Below are 19,074 nucleotides of genomic sequence, written 5' to 3'. Positions count from 1 at the left end.
CTGTTCCAACCTAATTGATCACCGCACGGCACGAGCCGTCGTGGCGCCGTCGTGCGGCGCAACAACAGGTACGTCCGGCTTGCGGGCCGGTATCAGCGCGGTGACGGACAGGACGAAGAAGGCCGCCGTCAGCAGGGCCGGCGTGTTGCGGCCCCAGGCCGTGGCCGCTGCGCCGCCGAGCAGGGCGCCCAGCGGGGCTCCGGCGACGGCCAGGGTGCGGAAGGCGGAGCTGACCCGGCCCAGCAGCCCGGCGGGTGTGCGCTGCTGCATCAGGGTCGTGGTGTTGACGTTCCAGAGCATGCCCATGCAGCCGAACACGGCGAGGGCGGCCACCAGAGCGGTCAGGCTGCGCACGGAGCCCATGACGACGAGCGCGCCGATCTGCACGGCGCCGGCGAGCAGCACGGTCCGCAGCGGGCCGAGCCGCGCCGTGACCCACCGGTTGAGCGCTCCGCCGGCCAGACCGCCGAGGGTGTACGCGGTCGTCGCCGCCGCGTATCCCGCCGTGCCCGCGTGCAGCCAGCCGGTCACCAGGACCACCAGGGTGGCGATCAGGGCGCCCATGCCGATGTTGCACAGCGCCGTGGCGGTGCACAGCCCGCGCAGGGCCCGGTCGTGCCACAGGGTGCGCAGTCCTGCGGCGATCTCCCCGCGCAGGCTGCTGCCCGCCGGTCCGGCCGCGCGCTCGGGTGCTTCGGTCCGCAGGGAGGCGACCAGCGCGGCGGCCGCGAGGAAGGTGGCGGAGTCGGCCGCGAAGGGGACGGCCGCGCCGGCGGCGATCAGCACCGGCACGACGGGCGCCCCCAGCAGACCGCCGGCGATCTTCTGGCCGGTCATCAGCCTGGCGTTGGCACTGCCGAGCGCCTGCCGGTCCACCAGGGCCGGCAACAGGGCCGTGGCGGCGTTGTCGAACAGCGTCTGGAGGGTGGTCAGCGTGAAGGCCAGGGCGACGAGCAGCGCGATCGAGGCGTGGCCCAGGGCGACGGCCACCGCGAAGGAACCCATGAGCAGCCCGCGCACGGCGTCCACGGTCCACATCGCGCGCCGCTGGTCGACGCGATCGGCGACCGCGCCGCCGAGCAGTCCGAAGACGATCCAGGGCAGATACCCGCAGGCGGTGACCGAGGCGATGAGCAGGGGCCGGTCGGTCAGCGACGCGGCGAGCAGCGGTAGCGCGGCTCCCCTCAGGGCGTCCCCGAACCGGGAGACCACGGCGGCCGTCCACAACCGTCCGAAGCCCCCGCGCCACGCCGGCGCATGCCTCTCCCCCGTCTGGACCATTGTCAGAACTCCCCCGCACGGTTTTCGCCTTCACGAAAAACCGTAGAGGGCACCACTGACAATCGGTCGGCCGAGCGGAGCGATACGGCTCCGGCCAGGCACCTCGAAGCGCCCGGCCGGTGTCAAGTGCTAGATCTCGCCCCGCAGTTTGGCGAGCGCCTCGGCGAGGATCGCCTCGCCGTCCGCGTCGCTGCGCCGCTCCCGTACGTACGCGAGGTGCGTCTTGTACGGCTCGGTGCGCGGCGGGTCCGGCGGGTTGTCCCGGTCCTGACCGGCCGGGAAGCCGCAACGCGGGCAGTCCCAGGTCTCGGGCACCTGCGCGTCGCTGGCGAAGCTGGGCTGCGTCTCGTGCCCGTTGGAGCACCAGAAGGAGATGCGCAGACGCGGCGCGGACTCGCCGCGCTCGGCCTCGCCCATCGGCCCCGCCCCGACCCGGCTTCCTCGGATCGCGTTGCCACTTGCCACGGTCGTAACTCCCTGCGTGATGGTGCCGCGAAGCGAGTCGGCGTTTCGCGCTTCGCTGCGAGCGCCTCAGTCTACGTAAGGCCCAACGCGCGTCCAGTGATTGGAGTTACAAGGGCCCCGCTCCTAGACGCAAGCCCCATGATAGGCCGCGCCCAGGAGCGCGTACCGAACATGGGGCCTTACGTACCGAATATGCGTGATGTGTGTGCTGCGCGGCGTGTCAGCTGTTCGTATCAGCTGTTCGTCTTCATCAGGATGCCGAGGGCGATGACACACGCGAACCACAGCAGGCCGATCACGATCGTGATCCGGTCCAGGTTGCGCTCGGCGACCGAGGAGCCGCCGACGGAGGACTGCATGCCGCCACCGAACATGTCGGAGAGGCCGCCGCCCTTCCCCTTGTGCATCAGCACCAGCAGCATCAGCAACAGGCTGAAGACGATCAGGGCGATCGAGAACCCCAGAACCACGGCTGGACCAACTTCCTCGGATTCGGATGGACGACGGGGGCACAGCACGTCGGCTGTGCCCCCGCAAGGGTACGACGTATCGTCGCTACCGCCTACTCGCAGCGTGCGTCACTGATCGCGGAAACGCACGATCTTGACGAACTCGTCGGCGTCCAGCGAGGCGCCGCCGACCAGAGCGCCGTCGATGTCGGCCTGCGCCATGATCTCGGCGACGTTGCCCGACTTCACGGAGCCGCCGTACTGGATGCGGACCTTGTCGGCCACGTCCTGCGAGTACAGCTCGGCGATCTTGGAGCGGACGGCGGCGCAGACCTCCTGGGCGTCCGCGGCGCCGCAGACCTTGCCCGTGCCGATGGCCCACACGGGCTCGTAGGCGATCACGACGGTCTCGGCCTGCTCGGCCGGGAGGTCCTTCAGACCGCCCTCGACCTGGGCGAGGGTGTGGGCGACGTGGTCGCCCGCCTCGCGGACGTCCAGTTCCTCGCCGACGCACAGGATCGGGGTCAGGCCGTGCTTGTAGGCGGCCTTGACCTTGGCGTTCACGAGCTCGTCGGTCTCGTTGTGGTACTGGCGGCGCTCGGAGTGGCCGATGACCACGTACGTGCACTTCAGCTTGGCCAGCATCGGGCCGGAGATCTCGCCGGTGTAGGCACCGGAGTCGTGCTGCGAGATGTCCTGGGCGCCGTACTTGATCTTGAGCTTGTCGCCGTCGACCAGGGTCTGCACGGAGCGCAGGTCGGTGAAGGGCGGCAGGACGGCGACCTCGACGGCCTCGTAGTCCTTGTCGGCCAGGGCGAAGGCGAGCTTCTGGACGTGCGCGATGGCCTCGAGGTGGTTGAGGTTCATCTTCCAGTTGCCCGCCATCAGCGGCGTGCGGGTGCTCAAAGGTCAGTCCTCCAGTGCGGCAAGGCCGGGGAGCGTCTTGCCCTCGAGGTATTCGAGGGAGGCGCCGCCACCGGTCGAGATGTGGCCGAATGCGTTCTCGTCGAAGCCGAGCGTACGCACGGCCGCGGCGGAGTCACCACCGCCGACGACGGTGAAGCCGTCCGAGTCGAGGAGGGCCTGGGCCACCGCCGCGGTGCCCCCCGCGTAGTCGGGGTGCTCGAAGACGCCCATGGGACCGTTCCAGAACACGGTCGCGGCGTCGGCGAGCTTCGAGGCGTACAGCTCCCGGGTCTTCGGGCCGATGTCCAGGCCCTCCTGGTCGGCGGGGATCTTGTCCGCGTCGACCACGTCGTGGACGGCGGGCGCCTTGGTCTTCAGGTCCGGGAACTCCCGGGAGACCAGGACGTCGACGGGGAGTACCAGCTCGACGCCCTGCTTCTCGGCGCGCTCCATGTACTCCGTGACGACCGGGACCTGGTCCTCCTGCAGGAGGGAGATGCCGACCTCGTAGCCCTTGGCCTTGAGGAAGGTGTAGGCCATGCCGCCGCCGATGAGCAGGCGGTCGGCCTTGCCGAGCAGCTGGTCGATGACGGCGAGCTTGTCGGAGACCTTGGCACCGCCGAGCGCGACGACGTAAGGGCGCTTGACGTCCTCGGTGAGCTGCTTCAGGACGCCGACCTCGGTGGCGATGAGGTAGCCGGCGTAGTGCGGCAGCCGGGCCGGGAGGTCGTACACGGAGGCGTGCTTGCGGTGGACCGCGCCGAAGCCGTCGCCGACGTAGACGTCGGCCAGAGCGGTGAGCTGGTCGGCGAACCGGCCGCGCTCGGTGTCGTCCTTGCTGGTCTCGCCGGGGTTGAAGCGGAGGTTCTCCAGGACGGCGACATGGCCGTCGGTGAGGCCCGCGACCGTGTCCTGGGCGGACCGGCCGACGGTGTCGGTCGCGAAGGCCACGGCGGAGCCGAGGAGTTCACCCAGGCGGGAGGCGGCCGGCGCGAGGGAGAAGGCCGGGTCCGGGGCGCCCTTGGGGCGGCCCAGGTGCGAGGCGACGACCACCTTGGCGCCCGCGTCCGCGAGGGCTTTGACGGTGGGCAGGACGGCACGGATGCGTCCGTCGTCGGTGATGGTGCCGCTCTCCAGCGGCACGTTGAGGTCGGCGCGGACGAAGACCCGCTTGCCGCTCACGCCGGCGGCGAGAAGTTCGTCGATCGTCTTCATTGAGTGGACTCCAAAGGAGGGCTCGTGGTGCACCTGATCGTAAAAGGACGTGGTCCGTACGCGAGACAGGGCCCGGACAGCGCGGCGGTGCGCTGCCCGAGCCCTGCTCTCACTTCAAGGTCCTGCTGCTGCGATCTTCGGCGATCAGAGCTGGTTGCCGACGAAGACCGTGAGGTCCACGAGGCGGTTGGAGTAGCCCCACTCGTTGTCGTACCAGCCGATGACCTTCACGTTCTTGCCCTCCTGGACCATGGTCAGGGAGGAGTCGAAGGTGCAGGAAGCCGGGGCGTTGACGATGTCCGAGGAGACGATCGGGTCCTCGGTGTAGTCGAGCAGGCCCTTCAGCTCGCCCTCGGCGGCCTTCTGGAAGGCGGCGTTGACCTCTTCCTTGGTGACCTCGCGGCCGAGCTCCACGACCAGGTCGGTGACCGAGCCGGTCGGGACCGGGACGCGCATGGCGATGCCGTCCAGCTTGCCCTTGAGCTGGGGCAGGACCAGCGCGGTGGCCTTCGCGGCACCGGTGGTGGTCGGGATGATGTTCTCGGCGGCGGCACGGGCGCGGCGCAGGTCCTTGTGCGGGAAGTCCAGGATGCGCTGGTCGTTCGTGTACGCGTGCACCGTGGTCATCAGACCCTTGACGATGCCGAAGTTCTCGTCGAGGACCTTCGCCATCGGGGCCACACAGTTGGTGGTGCAGGAGGCGTTGGAGATGACGTGGTGGTTCGCCGGGTCGTACTTGTCCTGGTTGACGCCCATCACGATGGTGATGTCCTCGTCCTTGGCCGGGGCCGAGATGAGGACCTTCTTCGCGCCGCCGGCGATGTGCTTGGCGGCGTCTTCCTTCTTGGTGAAGATGCCGGTCGACTCGATGACGATGTCGACGCCCAGCTCGCCCCAGGGGATGTCGGCCGGGTTGCGCTCGGACAGCACCTTGATGGTGTGGCCGTCCACGGTGATGGTGTCGGCGGTGTGGGAGACCTCCTGCTTGAGGCGACCCAGGATCGTGTCGTACTTGAGCAGGTGAGCGGTGGTCGCGGTGTCACCGAGGTCGTTGACAGCCACGACCTCGATGTCCGCCCCCTGCTCCAGCAGCGCGCGGAAGTAGTTACGCCCGATGCGGCCGAAGCCGTTGATGCCTACGCGGATCGTCACGAACCGATCTCCTCGTTGGTACGCCGGCCATGCGGTGCCGGCGAGCTCTGTTTGGGATGTCCCCGACCACCACCGACCCTACCTCCCGGAGGGCCCCGGGGTGACATCGAGATGGCCCATACACGGGCAGGCAGTCCGTACCCGCCAGTAGGGGTACGGACCGTGCCGGAACGGCAGTGGATTCACTCGTATTTAGTACGGAATGCCGGGCGGTTTTTGCGTCGTCTTCACTCGTTCGTGAGCGGGTCGGCTCACTTGATCAGAGCCCCTTCCGCGCACCGTTGAGAGGGCTCCCGCTCACCTGTTGGAACAAGGTGAGCGGGATCTGTCAACGTGGCGCCCCTCACCCGCCGAGCGCCGCGAACGCCTTCCTCACCAGGGCTGCCCGGTCGGCCGCCGACGACACCTGTTCCAGGCCGAAACCGAGCAGCACGGTGTCGTCCGTGGTGACCGCCGCGTACGTCTGGAACAGCGCCCCGGAGCGCGCCCAGTCCTTCCGGGCCGGCGGGCTGCCCGCGGGCGGTCCGGCCACGTGCCAGGCGCCCAGGGACGACTCGAATCCCTCGGTCTCCTTCGCCGTTCCGCCGACGACGAGCGAGGCGTCGTCCGCGAGCACGCCGTGTCCGCCGGTGCCCGGGTCGGTGATGTAGCTGATCGAGACCTCGACGGGCTTCCCGGCGTAGGCGCTCAGGTCGAAGGTGGCCTGCTGCCAGCCGCCGGAGCTGCCGGTGAGGCTGTTCCAGGAGCCGGTCGTGCCGGTCGCGGTGCAGGCGTTGTTCGCGAGCGTCAGATAGTGCTTGAGCCAGGGGTGCTCGGCGATCAGGAAGCCCTGCCCGCAGTCCGCCGGCACGGCCGTCTTCGTGGCGCCCCCGGCCTCCGGCAGCGTGGTCCAGTCGTCGGCGCCCACGGTGTGCGCCTCGATCACCGCGTGGTCGTAGCCCGGCTCGGTGTCCCACAGCAGCCGGGTGGTGAAGGCCGGCTTGTCGGCGGCGCGAACACCGGTGAGGTCGATGGTGCGGGTGAGGCGCTTGTAGGCGTCGTCGGTGTGCACGGCGGCGGCCATGTACGAGCCGGAGTACGGCCCGTAGGGGCTCACCGCCCCGGCGAACCGGCCCGCGCCGGCGCTCTTGAACTGCGGATACGCGGACGCCGCAAGCTCGTCGGAGGTGACGCCGTAGGTGCCGGCCTTGTCCAGCGGATTGCCGGGTGCGTCGCCGAGGGCGCCGGAGTAGCCGTCCAGGGCGCCGGTACCGGTGAAGCCGGTGGCTGCCTTGGTCGACGTACGGCTGTAGGCGCCCAGGTAGTACTGGCTGAAGTCGTCCGAGAGGGTGCCGTCACCGAGGTCGACGCTGCCGCCGGCCAGCTCACCGGCCTCGATCAGCCGGCCGCCCTCGTTGAGGTAGGCGCGCAGCTGGAGCTGGGTGGCGTTGCCGGGGCCGTTCGCGCCCGAGTAGTGCACGACCGTCGGGAAGTGCTTCAGCACGCCGAGCGCGTCCGGGGCGCCCTGCGTGGCGACGTCCCACACGATCGCCCGGTGCCCGGCCGCCTTCAGCGCGTCCACGTACTTCTGCGCCTGTGCGGCGGCTGCGCCCTCCTCGGCGACGACGAGCGTGTCGGCCTTTGGCCGCTCGGCGACGGTGTACGTGAAGTGCGAGCTGGAGACCTTCTTTCCGCTCTTCGTCCGGCCGGTGAACCACACCTCGACCCTGTCGCCCGGCTCACCGCCCTGCACCCTGGCGCGGTACTCGTCGAAGTACAGGTCGTCCTTGCCGCCGTAGGTCTTGCCGCCCTTCCAGCGCCGCAGCGCCCGGTCGTGCGTACGGCCGCCGTCGACGCGGTACTTCAGCTCCTTGTCGTGGATCGCCTTGCGGACGACGACGGAGACCTCCTGGTCCGCGCCCCGGGAGTACGACGTGGGGAACGCGGCCGGGGTGAAGTCGGCGGCGCTCAGCCCGACCGAGGAGACGGGCCGGTCCGGGTGCACGGCGGTCTCGGCGACGGAGAGCGCGAACGGGATGTTCTTGGCGAACTCCTGCTGGATCAGCTTCTCGTCGTCGGGGAAGTTGAAGACCGACTGGCAGTCCTCGGGCTTCCAGGCGTCGTTCGGGTCGATCTGCGACGCGGTCTGGCAGGTCGACATCTCGGGGGTGAACATCGCGATGCCGTTGACGTTCGACGCGTGTCCGTCCGCCTCGCCGTTGGTGGTGTACAGCTCCGAGGAGACCTGCGAACGGTAGCCGGGGATGGCCGGGTTGTCCGGGGTGCCGGCGAGCGCCTTGTAGAGGACGTCGTCCGGGGTGGGGGTGGCGACCTGCCAGCCGACGCCGTAGAGGAGGAGTTCGGCGGCGGAGTGGTAGTTGACGGCGTACCTGAACCCGATGCGCTTCTCGAAGCCGTCCAGCGCCTTGGTCTCGGGCTCGGACTCGGGGCTCGCGCCGCGGTAGGTCTCGCTGGTCGGGTCGGGGGACGAACCCTCGTCGTCGTAGCCCCACTTGTAGGGGAAGTTGCGGTTGAGGTCGACGCCGTCACCCGTGCCGATGGCACCGTCCGCGTTGACGTCCCGCAGGTTCTTGCGCCACAGGCGGGTCGTGGAGTTCTTGAACGTGTAGTCGTAGCCGTCGGGGTTGGCCGAGATGACGAACCACATCTCGGTGGAGTCGACGATCCTCCGGATGCGCTTGTCGGACTTGTAGTGGTCCAGGTAGTAGTGCATCAGACGCCGGGTCATCTCCGGTGTGATCCACTCGCGCGCGTGCTGGTTGGACAGATACAGCACGGACGGCTTCGAGCCGTCCTTCGTCTTCCTGGCGTCCCTGGTCAGTCTGAGGGCGAGGATGTCCTGGCCGTCGACCGTCCTGCCGATGGACTCGACCTTGGTCAGGCCGGGGTTGGCCTGGGCGGTGCGGAGGATCTCCTCCTTGAGCCCGCCCTTACCGGTGTACGGGCGGAACACGCCCTGGGACGCCTTCTCGATGCGCGCCTGCGCCTTGGCCGGGACGGCGTGCTCGGTGAGGTCGACGCCCTGTGCGCGGAGTTTCGCGGCCTGCTGGTCGGTGAGGTAGACCTCGACCTCGGACTTCCCGGCCTTTCCGCCTCCGGTGACCTGTTCGGCGAGTTCGTCACCGTCCTGGCCGGCCTGGAGCAGCAGCGGCATCTGCTGCCTGCTGACCTCGGCGCGGAAGACCTTGACCGCGTCCGGGTCGGGCTTCGCCGGGCTTGCGCTCTGTGCCTGGGCTACGGGTGCGAGGCTCGCTCCGCCGATCAGGAGCGCGCCGACAGCGAGGATCGATCTCGCTCTGTGTCTCATGAACCCCCCTAGCGGTGGTCCGCCACAGCGGCGAACAGATTGCCAGGCTCATGTCAGTCCGAGATGGAGTCAAGAGCGCCTAACGGCCACCTGAACGGAGGTGCGCCGGGTACGCGAAGACCGGTACCGAAACTCCAACTGGGCCTCGGTACCGGTCTTTTGGTCTGGCTGGTTCAGCCGACCAGGTTGTCCGCCAGCTCCTCGCTGAGGTTGGCCTCCGTGCCCGGGATGCCCAGGTCGGCGGCGCGCTTGTCGGCCATGGCCAGCAGGCGGCGGATACGGCCCGCGACCGCGTCCTTCGTCAGCGGCGGGTCGGCGAGCGCGCCCAGCTCCTCCAGCGAGGCCTGCTTGTGCTCCATGCGCAGGCGGCCGGCGGCGGCGAGGTGCTCGGGGACCTCGTCGCCCAGGATCTCCAGCGCCCGCTGCACCCGCGCACCCGCGGCCACGGCGGCCCGGGCCGAGCGGCGCAGGTTGGCGTCGTCGAAGTTGGCGAGCCGGTTGGCCGTGGCGCGCACCTCGCGGCGCATCCGGCGCTCCTCCCAGGCCAGCACGGACTCGTGCGCGCCGAGCCGGGTCAGCAGCGCGCCGATCGCGTCGCCGTCGCGGACGACCACCCGGTCCACGCCCCGCACCTCGCGCGCCTTCGCGGCGATCGACAGCCGGCGGGCGGCGCCGACCAGGGCGAGCGCGGCCTCCGGGCCCGGGCAGGTCACCTCCAGGGAGGAGGAACGGCCGGGCTCGGTCAGCGAGCCGTGCGCCAGGAAGGCCCCGCGCCAGGCGGCCTCCGCGTCACAGGTGGCGCCGGAGACCACCTGCGGCGGCAGCCCGCGGATGGGCCGGCCGCGGCCGTCGACCAGGCCGGTCTGCCGGGCCAGCTGGTCACCGCCCGCGACAACCCGCACGACGTACCGCGAGCCGCGGCGCAGCCCGCCGGGCGCCATCACGATCAGCTCGGAGCTGTGGCCGAAGATCTCCAGGATGTCCCGCTTGAGACGGCGGGCCGCCATCGCGGTGTCCAGCTCCGCCTCGATCACGATGCGCCCGCTCACCAGGTGAAGGCCGCCGGCGAACCGCAGAATGGCGGAGACCTCCGCCTTCCTGCAGCAGGTCCGGGTGACGGGGAGCCGGGAGATCTCGTCCTTCACCGCTGCCGTCATCGCCATGGGCCGATCCTTCCATGCATCCGAAAAATACGGTCGTACGCGGCGGCCAACAGCTCCGGGTCGTGCCGGGGTGTTCCGTCGGTCCGGGCCACCGGCGCCAGCTCGATCGCGGCTCCCAGCCGTTTGGCGGCCTCGGTGAGCGAGTCGCGGTCGGGCACGGCGGCCTCGTCGGCCAGCACCACGTCCAGGGCGAGTTTAGGGGCGTGTCGGCCCAAAACCTCCAAATGACGCTGCGGGGAGAAGCCCTCGGTTTCTCCCGGCTGCGGGGCGAGGTTCAGCGACAGCACCTTGCGTGCCCTGGTCTCGGTGAGGGCGTCCAGCAGCTCGGGGACGAGCAGGTGAGGGATCACCGAGGAGAACCAGGAGCCGGGGCCGAGCACCACCCAGTCCGCGTCCAGCACCGCCGCCACGGCCTCGGGCACGGCCGGCGGGTCGTGCGGCACCAGGTGCACCGACTGGACCTCGCCGGGCGTCAGGGCAACGTTCGCCTGCCCGCGCACGGTGTCCACGTCCTCCGGGCGCTCCGGGTCGTGCCCCTTGACCAGGGCCTGCAGCTCCAGCGGTACGGCGGACATGGGCAGCACCCGGCCGTGCGCGCCGAGCAGCTTGCCGACCAGGTCCAGGGCCTGGACATGGTCGCCGAGCTGCTCCCACAGGGCGACGATCAGCAGATTGCCGACCGCGTGCTCGTGCAGATCGCCCTTGGACTGGAAGCGGTGCTGGATGACCCGGGCCCAGGTCTGGCCCCACTCGTCGTCGCCGCACAGCGCGGCCAGCGCCTTGCGCAGGTCGCCGGGCGGCAGCACGCCCAGTTCGTCACGGAGCCGGCCGCTGGAGCCGCCGTCGTCGGCCACGGTGACGACGGCGGTGAGGTCGCCGGTGATCCGGCGCAGCGCGGCGAGCGAGGCGGACAGGCCCATGCCGCCGCCGAGCGCGACCACCTTGGGCTGAGCGCCCCGGCGGCGGGGCCGGCCGCCGCGGGCCTCGGCGGGGCGGGCCGTCCCCTCGGCCGCGGCACGGCCGGAGCGCCCCTCCGGCACCATCCGGCGCAGCATGCCGAGCCGCCGTGTACGTTCCGTCATTCCCGTCCCATGTCCCGGTGCACGATCACCGTCTCCACGCCCTCGGCCGCGAGGCGCGCGGCGAGCTTCTCCGACATCGCCACCGAGCGGTGCTTGCCGCCCGTACAGCCGATGGCGATGGTCACATACCGCTTGCCCTCGCGCCGGTAGCCGGCGGCGATGAGCCGCAGCAGTTCGGCGTACCGGTCGAGGAACTCCTTCGCGCCGGGCTGGTTGAAGACGTACGCCGACACCTCCTCGTTCAGGCCGGTGAACGGGCGCAGCTCCGGGACCCAGTGCGGGTTGGGCAGGAACCGCATGTCCGCGACCAGGTCGGCGTCGACCGGGAGGCCGTACTTGAAGCCGAAGGACATCACGGTGGCCCGCAGCTCGGGCTCCTCCTCGCCGGCGAACTGGGCGTCCATCTTGGCGCGCAGCTCGTGCACATTCAGGCTGGAGGTGTCGATCACCAGGTCGGCGTCGCCGCGCAGCTCGCGCAGCAGCTCGCGCTCGGCGGCGATGCCGTCCACGATGCGGCCGTCGCCCTGCAGCGGGTGCGGGCGGCGCACCGACTCGAAGCGGCGCACCAGGGCCTCGTCGGAGGACTCGAGGAAGACGATCCGCCGGGTGACGCCCCGGGTGTCGAGGTCGGCGAGGGATTCGCGCAGATTGTCGAAGAAGCGCCGGCCGCGTACGTCCACGACGACCGCGATCCGCGCCACGTTGCCCTGTGAGCGGGCGCCCAGCTCCACCATGGTGGGGATGAGGGCGGGCGGGAGGTTGTCCACGACGAACCAGCCGAGGTCCTCCAGACACTTCGCCGCCGTCGACCGTCCCGCTCCGGACATGCCGGAGATGATCACCAGTTCGGGGATGGCCGCTTCCGGGCCTGCGGCCGGCGTACCGTCCGTGCTCACCTGTGCTCCGTTTTCCTGGGCCGCCGGCTGCTCGCCGGCCGCGGGGTGTGACTGATCCTGCCCCGCTTCCCCGTGGGCCCGATCTCGCTCCGCTGTGGGCTGTGCGTCGTGGTCCGTCATCTCTCCTGCCCCCGTCGTTCGTCCGGGAGGCCCGCGGTTACGGGCTCCCCCGAGGAACCCGCCGTCGTATCGGGTTCCTCGTCATCAATGATCTCTCCAGTCGCCGTGTTCACGGCGGGTGCGGCCGGAGCCGCCTGGGCGAGGGCCGCGGCGATGGTCTCGGCCGTCTTCCGGCCTATCCCGGGCACCTCCTGGATCTGTTCGATTGTGGCGGACCGCAGCCTTTTCACCGAGCCGAAATGCTTGATGAGCGCCTGTTTGCGTGTCTCGCCGAGGCCGGGGACGTCGTCCAGGGGGCCGGCCCGGAAGCGTTTGGCGCGCTTGGTGCGCTGGTAGGTGATCGCGAACCGGTGGGCCTCGTCACGGACGCGCTGGAGCAGATAGAGGCCCTCGCTGGTGCGGGGCAGGACCACCGGGTCGTCGTCGCCGGGCAGCCAGACCTCCTCCAGTCGCTTGGCGAGGCCGCAGACGGCGATGTCGTCGATGCCCAGCTCGTCCAGGGCGCGCCGGGCCGCGGCGACCTGCGGCTGCCCGCCGTCGACCACGACGAGCTGCGGCGGATAGGCGAACTTCTTCGGCCGGCCGTCGTCGTCCTTGAGTGAGTTGGTGATCTCGTCCGGGCCGGTGAGCGTGCCGTCGCCGTCGGTGAGAGCGTCCTCGGTGCCGGAGCCCTCGGCCCACTCCCCCGTCTTCTCCTTCTCCACGAGGTACCGCTTGAAGCGGCGGGTGATCACCTCGTGCATGGAGCGGACGTCGTCCTGGCCCGCGAAGCCCCTGATCTGGAAGCGGCGGTACTCGCTCTTGCGCTGCAGGCCGTCCTCGAAGACGACCATGGAGGCGACCACGTCGTCCCCCTGGAGGTGCGAGATGTCGTAGCACTCGATGCGCAGCGGGGCACTGTCCAGGTCGAGGGCCTCGGCGATCTCCTCCAGGGCGCGCGAGCGCGTGGTCAGGTCGGAGGCGCGCTTGGTCTTGTGCAGCACGAGGGCCTGCTGGGCGTTGCGCTGCACGGTCTCCATGAGCGCCTTCTTGTCGCCGCGCTGCGGGATACGCAGCGAGACGTTGGCCCCGCGGCGGCCCGTCAGCCACTCCTGGACCGGCTCGACGGGCTCGGGCAGCGCCGGGACCAGGACCTCCTTGGGGACGGCGTCCCCGGTCTCCTCGCCGTAGAGCTGCTGCAGGGCATGCTCGACCAGGGCGCCGGTGGTGATCTCCTCGACCTTGTCGGTCACCCAGCCGCGCTGTCCGCGTACCCGGCCGCCGCGCACATGGAAGATCTGCACGGCCGCCTCCAGCTCGTCCTCGGCGACGGCGATGAGGTCGGCGTCCGTCGCGTCGGCGAGCACGACGGCGTTCTTCTCCATGGCCTTCTTCAGGGCCTCGATATCGTCGCGCAGCCGCGCCGCCCGCTCGTACTCCATCTCCTCGGCCGCCTGCATCATCTGCTTCTCCAGACGGCGGAGGTAGGTGCCGGTGCGGCCGGCCATGAAGTCGCAGAACTCCTCGGCCAGCTCCTGGTGGTCCTCGGAGCTGATCCGGCCGACGCAGGGGGCGGAGCACTTGCCGATGTAGCCGAGCAGGCAGGGGCGGCCGGTGCGGGCGGCGTTCTTGAACACGCCGGCCGAGCAGGTGCGCACCGGGAACACGCGCAGCAGCAGGTCGACGGTGTCCCGGATGGCCCATGCGTGCGCGTACGGCCCGAAGTACCGGACACCCTTCTTCTTGTGACCGCGCATCACCTGCACGCGCGGGAACTCCTCGTTCATCGTCACCGCGAGGTACGGGTAGCTCTTGTCGTCGCGGTACTTGACGTTGAACCGGGGGTCGTACTCCTTGATCCAGGAGTACTCCAGCTGGAGGGCCTCGACCTCCGTGGACACCACGGTCCACTCCACGGACGCGGCGGTGGTCACCATCGTCCGGGTGCGGGGGTGCAGGTTCGCCAGGTCCTGGAAGTAGTTCGCCAGGCGCTGGCGCAGGCTTTTCGCCTTTCCGACGTAGATCACCCGGCGGTGCTCGTCACGGAACCTGTACACCCCGGGAGAGTCCGGGATCTCACCCGGCCTGGGGCGGTAGCTGGAGGGATCGGCCATGTCTCACACCCTACTGGCGAGCACCGACACCGCGTCGGGCCTGTGGACAACGCCCGCCCCTGCCGCTCACCTGTCCACAGCCCATCGCGTGTCCGCGGGCGGCAGGGCCGTACCGATCATGTGCCGGACGATCCGGAACGCCTCGTCGAGCGGCACGGTGTCCTCGTCGGGGTACGTGTCGCACTGCCCGTTCGCCAGCCGGAAACCCCCGCTCACCCCTCCCCCGGATCCCGCGGAGACGGCGTGGGCGCCCGGGTCGTCCGCTCCGTCGAGAAACATCACCAGGGCGCGTTCAATATTGTTCACCACGGTCAGCAGGCGGCGGAGCCGGTCAGCCGGGTTTCGAGACGGCCCTCGGCGATCCGCCGCTGCAGCACGGTGACCGCCTCCTCCGCCGTCACGGCCGTGCGATCACCGTCGAAGGTCCGGGTCTCCGTCACGCGTCGATCTTCCCATCGGTCGGCTCGGGCGGGCGTGACGCCCGAGACCGGAGGCTCCGGCGCAGAGCCGCGGCCCGGCCGGGGGCGGCCATGGCGGGTTCGAGGTGTTGTCGGGGTCTGGTCAACACGCTTCAATGCGGGGGAACTCGGGGCCGTGCACGCACGCGTACCCGCGCGGCATGCGCAGCCAGGGGCGTCCACGACGCCCACGGGGGTGGGCCCCGGACACCAGCGCAGGCGGCCTGACCAGCCGTAGCGACACCTCACAGAAAGGCGCCCCCGCATGCGGCATGCCACAGAGCACGCGCACCTCCCCACCGCGGAACTGGACACGGCCCTGCGGGGCGGCCCCTTCCACGTGGCGCTGCGCGCCGCGATCGCCGCACGCGGGCTGCCGCTCCAGCGCGTCCAGCACCATCTGTCCCGGCACGGGGTCAAGGTGGGTGTCACCAGCCTGAGTTACTGGCAGCAGGGCGCTCGCCGCCCCCAGCGCCCGGAGTCGCTGCGGGCCGTACGGGCACTGGAGGAGATCCTCCAGTTGCCGGACGAGTCACTGATCCGGCTGCTCGCCGAGGCCGACGGGCGCGCGACGGCCGGCCGCCCGGCGGGGCGCTCCTACCGCTCCCTGATCGAGGCCTCGGACGTCCTGGACCGGCTCCGGGCCGAGCTCGGCTGGTCCCTGGACGGCGGGCTGCACACCCTGGGCCACCACGAATGCGTCCGCATCGGCGCCCGGCGCGAGCTGGCAGGCCGCGAGGCCCACCACATCGTGCGGGCCCACCGTGACGGCGTCGACCGTTTCGTCGCCGTGCACCACGGCGACCCCGGCTGCCGCCCGCACGACATCAGGGTGCGGGCCGTGGAGAACTGCCGTACGGGACGAGTCCGCTGGGACCAGGACACCGGTGTGCTGGCCGCGGAGCTGCTCTTCGACACCCGGCTGCGCGCCGGCGACACCTTCCTCTTCCGGTACGGCATCGAGGACGGCACGGCCGGGCCCTGCCGCGAGTACCTCCACCGCTTCGGCTTCCCCGGTGGCCAGTACGCCCTCCAGGTGCGGTTCGCCGCTGCCGCCCTGCCGGCCCGCTGCCATCGCTTCACCCAGCACTCGACGGCGGCCCCCCGCACCGGCCGCCACGACCTGCCGGTCACCGGCCCCCACCACTGCGTCCACGTGGTCGAACCACGGATCCGCCCGGGCATCGTCGGCATCGCTTGGGAGTGGGAGTGAAATCGCCTCGGGTGTGCGGCCCTTGAGGTTGAGACGGTAGGGATGCGTCGCGCGGGCGATGGGCCCGGGCTCGCCGGGGGGGGTGCCTCTATGGGGTTCGTCAACCTGCGGGTGCGGGTTGGGGGTCGTAGAAGGTGCCATCGCGGAGTGCCTCCCGGCCCAGTGACACCACCCCCCAGATCATGGTCAACAGGGGGGACCAGTCATGCCGGGCCCGGAGGCCGGGAACCCCGTTGCGGGGCCAAGAAGACGGTAATGGGGGAAGGCGCGGCGGACAGGGCCGGGGGCCGGCAGGAATGCGGCTTCCCGGTGCAGCGCTGTGACAGCACGGTCGCGCCGGAGCATGGCGGCACGCGCGGCTGTGCCGGCGGTGTTGTGCGGCCGTACACCCCGTTCAGGCACCCGGGGTGTCAGCGCGGCTGTTCGTTCAGGCGCCCGGGCCGGCGATGATCCTGCCGTTCTCGGTCTTGACCGGCAGCTCGGCCAGGGGCTCGGTGGCCGGTGACTGGACCACCCTGCCCGTCACGGCGTCGAACTGGCTGCCGTGGCAGGGGCAGATCAGGGTCGTCCCCTGGAGCTTGTTGATGGGGCACCCCGCATGCGTGCAGATCGTGCTGTAGGCCTTCAGCTTGCCGCTCCCGTCGCGGCCGACGACCACGTTGTGGTCCCGGTAGAGCTTGGCGCCGCCCTTCGAGACCTCGCTCTCGGCACCGAGGTCCACCGGCGCGGTCGGGGTCGCCGCGACCGCGCTGCCCTGGCCCGGCGCCGAGCACGCGGCCAGGCCGAGCCCCGCGACCGGGGCCACGGCGGCCCCTCGAAGGACGGTACGACGGCTCGCGGACGGTCGGGCGGGCATCTTGGACTCCACTGTTCAAGGGGTGTGCAGGGCGACGATACCCGGGCACAAGGGCCGCCCCCGCCGGCGGGGGCGGTGACTACGGGGTGCCGGGCGTTGCAGTGAGGAGCGAGGGGATGCGTGGGGAGGGCCGGGGAAGGAAGGGGCGTAAACGTTTGCGCAAGCGTTTACGCGGAGGGGGTCGATGGGATACGGTCCCGGCCGGAAGGACTGCGCCCGGTAGGTTCAGGAGGAAGAGACGATGCCCACGATGGCGGACGTCGCGCGGAGCGCCGGAGTCTCCGTGGCGACCGTCTCCCACGTCCTGAACGACACCCGCCCGGTGCTGCCCCACACCCGCCAGGCCGTGCTCGACGCCATCGACGCGCTCGGCTACACCCCGAACACCCTGGCACGATCCCTGGTGACCTCCCGCACGCGCTCCATCGGACTCGCGGTGTCGGCGATCAGCAACCCGTACTTCACGGAGATCCTCCAGGGCGTCGAGGCCGCCGCCCTGGAGGCGGGCTACAGCCTGCTCATCGCGGACCCGCACGATGACCCCGGGCACGAACGCAAGGTCGTGCAGCTCCTGCATGAGCGTCGGGTGGACGGCCTGATCGTCGCTCCCTCCGCGGATCCCCACGACCTGGTCGGCTATCTCCGCCGCCATGCCGTGCCGACCGTGTTCCTGGACCGGATGATCGACGCGGGCGCGACGGACGGCTCCGCGGCGGGTGCCGGGGCAGGCGCCGCCCCCGACGAGGACGCGCCCTGGTACGACCAGGTCTGCGCCGACAGCGCCAAGCCGACCGCTCGTCTGGTCACCCATCTCGCCGGGCTGGGCCACCACAGGATCGGCCTGGTCGCGGGCCTGCCAGGGCTCAGCACCACCAGTGAGCGCGTCTCCGGCTACCAGGACGGCCTCAGCGCCGCCGGGCTGGACCTCGACGAACGGCTCCTCGTGTCGGGCAACTCCGAGTCCTCGGGTGCCGAGCAGGCCACGGCCACCCTGCTCGCCCTTCCCGAGCCGCCCACGGCACTCGTCACCGCCAACAACGCGATGACCATCGGCGCCCTGCGCGCTCTGCGCCGGCACGGCCTGTCCGTACCGGACGACATCGCCCTGTGCTGCTTCGACGACTTCGCCTGGGCCGATCTGTTCTCACCCCGGCTCACCGTCATCGCCCAGCCCAGCAGGGAGTTGGGCGCGCGGGCGGTCCAGGTACTCCTCGACCGTCTGGGCGAGCCGCGTCGGCCGACCCGCACGGTGCGGCTGCCGTGCGCGTTCGTCCATCGCACGTCCTGCGGGTGCCCCGCGGAGCCGGGCGGGTCCGAGCAGCCCGGGCGCACCGCATCATCCACGCCGTCGGAGAAGGGAACCGCCTCGTGATCGTCGTCGCCGGTGAGGCACTGATCGACCTGGTACCGCAGGGCTCCGGCGCCCTCGCGGGCCTGAAGCCGGCGCTCGGCGGCGGCCCGTACAACACCGCCGTGGCCCTTGGTCGGCTCGGTTCCCGCACCGCGTTCTGCTCCCGGACGTCGCACGACGCCTTCGGCGAGGCCCTGCTGGACGGGCTGCGGCGGGCGGGGGTGGACGTGTCGGGCGTGCAGCGCGGGGCGGAGCCGACGACGCTGGCGGTGGCCACGATCGACGACAGCGGCTCCGCCGCCTATTCCTTCTATGTGGACGGCACCGCCGACCGCCTGTTCACCGCCCCCGCCACGCTGCCCGCCGGTACCCGCGCGGTGTCCTTCGGCACCTGCTCGCTCGTCCTGGAACCGGGGGCGAGCGCCTATGCGGAGCTGATGCGCACGGCGGCCGGGCAGGGGCTGTTCACGGCGCTCGACCCCAATGTCCGGGCGGGGCTGATCCCGGACGCGGACGCCTACCGGGCGCGTTTCAAGAGCTGGCTGCCCTCGGTGACGCTACTGAAGCTCTCCGCGGAGGACGCCGAGTGGCTGGGCGGCACCCCGCGCGAGTGGCTGGCCGCGGGACCGGCGGCGGTGGTGGTGACCCGGGGCGGGGACGGGCTGACCGCGTTCACCCGGGACGGCGCGGAGTGTTCCGTGCAGGGTGAGAAGGTCGCCGTGGTGGACACCATCGGCGCCGGTGACACGGTCAACGCGGCCTTGCTGCACGGGCTTTCCGCCATGGACGCGCTGTCGGAGGAAGCACTCGCCGCCCTCGGGACGGAGGGCTGGACGCGGCTGCTGCGCTTCGCGGCACGCGCGGCTGCGATCACCTGCTCGCGGGCGGGGGCCGAGCCGCCGTTCGCTGCCGAGCTCGGTGATCTGTGAGCGGCCCTCTTCTCTCTGCTGTTTTCCTCTCTGCTGTTGTCAAGGTGCGGCCCGGACCGTGACGCGGGGGCCTGGCGTACCTCGCAGCCGGGGTGGCTGATGGTGGAACGAGCGGCGCCCCGCGGGGAGTTCCCGCGG

At 71.0% G+C, this 19,074-nt stretch carries 17 protein-coding genes; 3 read left to right on the top strand and 14 right to left on the bottom strand.

Annotated elements, in window-relative coordinates:
* Positions 1-18: 18 nt before the first annotated feature.
* From ACWGJ5_RS40360 to ACWGJ5_RS40300, 13 genes are all read right to left on the bottom strand, one after another.
* Positions 19-1,281 carry an MFS transporter gene (locus ACWGJ5_RS40360; RefSeq protein WP_453314593.1) on the bottom strand — a complete coding sequence of 421 codons (1,263 nt, stop codon included), beginning with the start codon at positions 1,279-1,281 and terminating at the stop codon, positions 19-21.
* Positions 1,282-1,410: 129 nt separating this feature from the next.
* Entirely contained in the window at positions 1,411-1,746 is a 336-nt protein-coding gene (locus tag ACWGJ5_RS40355) for an RNA polymerase-binding protein RbpA (protein ID WP_003976875.1), read from the bottom strand.
* Positions 1,747-1,979: 233 nt separating this feature from the next.
* Positions 1,980-2,216: a preprotein translocase subunit SecG gene (gene secG / locus ACWGJ5_RS40350; protein WP_453314592.1), complete on the bottom strand. Its 237-nt coding sequence runs from the start codon at positions 2,214-2,216 to the stop codon at positions 1,980-1,982.
* 108 nt (positions 2,217-2,324) lie between these two features.
* Complete coding sequence (gene tpiA, locus ACWGJ5_RS40345; protein ID WP_453314591.1) at positions 2,325-3,101, bottom strand: triose-phosphate isomerase; 777 nt, start codon at positions 3,099-3,101, stop codon at positions 2,325-2,327.
* 3 nt (positions 3,102-3,104) lie between these two features.
* Positions 3,105-4,316, bottom strand: a complete 1,212-nt coding sequence (locus ACWGJ5_RS40340; protein WP_453314590.1) for a phosphoglycerate kinase — start codon at positions 4,314-4,316, stop codon at positions 3,105-3,107.
* A 144-nt stretch (positions 4,317-4,460) separates the two neighbouring features.
* Positions 4,461-5,468, bottom strand: a complete 1,008-nt coding sequence (gene gap, locus ACWGJ5_RS40335; RefSeq protein ID WP_069781521.1) for a type I glyceraldehyde-3-phosphate dehydrogenase — start codon at positions 5,466-5,468, stop codon at positions 4,461-4,463.
* Between the two features lie 343 nt (positions 5,469-5,811).
* Positions 5,812-8,775 carry a M14 family zinc carboxypeptidase gene (locus ACWGJ5_RS40330; RefSeq protein ID WP_453314589.1) on the bottom strand — a complete coding sequence of 988 codons (2,964 nt, stop codon included), beginning with the start codon at positions 8,773-8,775 and terminating at the stop codon, positions 5,812-5,814.
* 173 nt (positions 8,776-8,948) lie between these two features.
* A complete protein-coding gene (gene whiA / locus ACWGJ5_RS40325; RefSeq protein WP_351217830.1) occupies positions 8,949-9,938 on the bottom strand; it encodes a DNA-binding protein WhiA in 990 nt (329 codons plus the stop codon).
* Positions 9,929-11,020, bottom strand: coding sequence for a gluconeogenesis factor YvcK family protein (locus ACWGJ5_RS40320; RefSeq protein ID WP_453314588.1), 1,092 nt, complete (start codon positions 11,018-11,020; stop codon positions 9,929-9,931). Before ACWGJ5_RS40320 ends, whiA begins: the two co-directional genes overlap by 10 nt.
* On the bottom strand, positions 11,017-12,036 hold the full coding sequence (gene rapZ, locus ACWGJ5_RS40315) for an RNase adapter RapZ (RefSeq protein WP_453314587.1): 1,020 nt from the start codon (positions 12,034-12,036) through the stop codon (positions 11,017-11,019). The genes ACWGJ5_RS40320 and rapZ overlap by 4 nt, the downstream gene beginning before the upstream one ends.
* Positions 12,033-14,129 (bottom strand): excinuclease ABC subunit UvrC, encoded by a 2,097-nt coding sequence (uvrC, locus tag ACWGJ5_RS40310; protein ID WP_453314586.1) that lies wholly within the window; start codon positions 14,127-14,129, stop codon positions 12,033-12,035. Before uvrC ends, rapZ begins: the two co-directional genes overlap by 4 nt.
* Positions 14,130-14,195: 66 nt before the next feature.
* Positions 14,196-14,435, bottom strand: a complete 240-nt coding sequence (locus ACWGJ5_RS40305) for a hypothetical protein (RefSeq protein ID WP_453314585.1) — start codon at positions 14,433-14,435, stop codon at positions 14,196-14,198.
* Positions 14,436-14,440: 5 nt separating this feature from the next.
* Positions 14,441-14,569, bottom strand: a complete 129-nt coding sequence (locus ACWGJ5_RS40300) for a hypothetical protein (RefSeq protein WP_453314584.1) — start codon at positions 14,567-14,569, stop codon at positions 14,441-14,443.
* A gap of 283 nt (positions 14,570-14,852) precedes the next feature.
* Between ACWGJ5_RS40300 and ACWGJ5_RS40295 the strand changes: the two genes are divergently transcribed.
* Positions 14,853-15,800 (top strand): hypothetical protein, encoded by a 948-nt coding sequence (locus tag ACWGJ5_RS40295; protein WP_453314583.1) that lies wholly within the window; start codon positions 14,853-14,855, stop codon positions 15,798-15,800.
* 427 nt (positions 15,801-16,227) lie between these two features.
* Here the strand turns inward: ACWGJ5_RS40295 and ACWGJ5_RS40290 are convergent, their stop codons facing one another.
* The gene (locus tag ACWGJ5_RS40290) at positions 16,228-16,656 is read right to left on the bottom strand and encodes a Rieske 2Fe-2S domain-containing protein (RefSeq protein ID WP_453314582.1); all 429 of its coding nucleotides are present in this window, start codon (positions 16,654-16,656) and stop codon (positions 16,228-16,230) included.
* A 241-nt stretch (positions 16,657-16,897) separates the two neighbouring features.
* Here ACWGJ5_RS40290 and ACWGJ5_RS40285 point away from each other — a divergent pair, with 241 nt between their 5' ends.
* Positions 16,898-18,028 carry a LacI family DNA-binding transcriptional regulator gene (locus ACWGJ5_RS40285; protein ID WP_453314581.1) on the top strand — a complete coding sequence of 377 codons (1,131 nt, stop codon included), beginning with the start codon at positions 16,898-16,900 and terminating at the stop codon, positions 18,026-18,028.
* Positions 18,025-18,936: a carbohydrate kinase family protein gene (locus ACWGJ5_RS40280; RefSeq protein ID WP_453314580.1), complete on the top strand. Its 912-nt coding sequence runs from the start codon at positions 18,025-18,027 to the stop codon at positions 18,934-18,936. The genes ACWGJ5_RS40285 and ACWGJ5_RS40280 overlap by 4 nt, the downstream gene beginning before the upstream one ends.
* Positions 18,937-19,074: the final 138 nt, after the last annotated feature.

It is taken from the genome of Streptomyces sp. NPDC054783 (assembly GCF_053611725.1).
The sequence above is the reverse complement of the archived record's forward strand: the minus strand, read 5'-3'. Positions and strand labels throughout refer to the sequence as shown.

Excerpts from the sequence above, each read along its gene's own strand:
- whiA (WP_351217830.1), bottom strand. The coding sequence starts at position 9,938 with ATGGCGATGACGGCAGCGGTGAAGGACGAGATCTCCCGGCTCCCCGTC.
- ACWGJ5_RS40290 (WP_453314582.1), bottom strand. The coding sequence starts at position 16,656 with ATGCCCGCCCGACCGTCCGCGAGCCGTCGTACCGTCCTTCGAGGGGCC.
- ACWGJ5_RS40320 (WP_453314588.1), bottom strand. The coding sequence starts at position 11,020 with ATGACGGAACGTACACGGCGGCTCGGCATGCTGCGCCGGATGGTGCCG.
- rapZ (WP_453314587.1), bottom strand. The coding sequence starts at position 12,036 with ATGACGGACCACGACGCACAGCCCACAGCGGAGCGAGATCGGGCCCAC.
- ACWGJ5_RS40360 (WP_453314593.1), bottom strand. The coding sequence starts at position 1,281 with ATGGTCCAGACGGGGGAGAGGCATGCGCCGGCGTGGCGCGGGGGCTTC.
- ACWGJ5_RS40340 (WP_453314590.1), bottom strand. The coding sequence starts at position 4,316 with ATGAAGACGATCGACGAACTTCTCGCCGCCGGCGTGAGCGGCAAGCGG.
- ACWGJ5_RS40330 (WP_453314589.1), bottom strand. The coding sequence starts at position 8,775 with ATGAGACACAGAGCGAGATCGATCCTCGCTGTCGGCGCGCTCCTGATC.
- ACWGJ5_RS40285 (WP_453314581.1), top strand. The coding sequence starts at position 16,898 with ATGCCCACGATGGCGGACGTCGCGCGGAGCGCCGGAGTCTCCGTGGCG.
- ACWGJ5_RS40295 (WP_453314583.1), top strand. The coding sequence starts at position 14,853 with ATGCGGCATGCCACAGAGCACGCGCACCTCCCCACCGCGGAACTGGAC.
- uvrC (WP_453314586.1), bottom strand. The coding sequence starts at position 14,129 with ATGGCCGATCCCTCCAGCTACCGCCCCAGGCCGGGTGAGATCCCGGAC.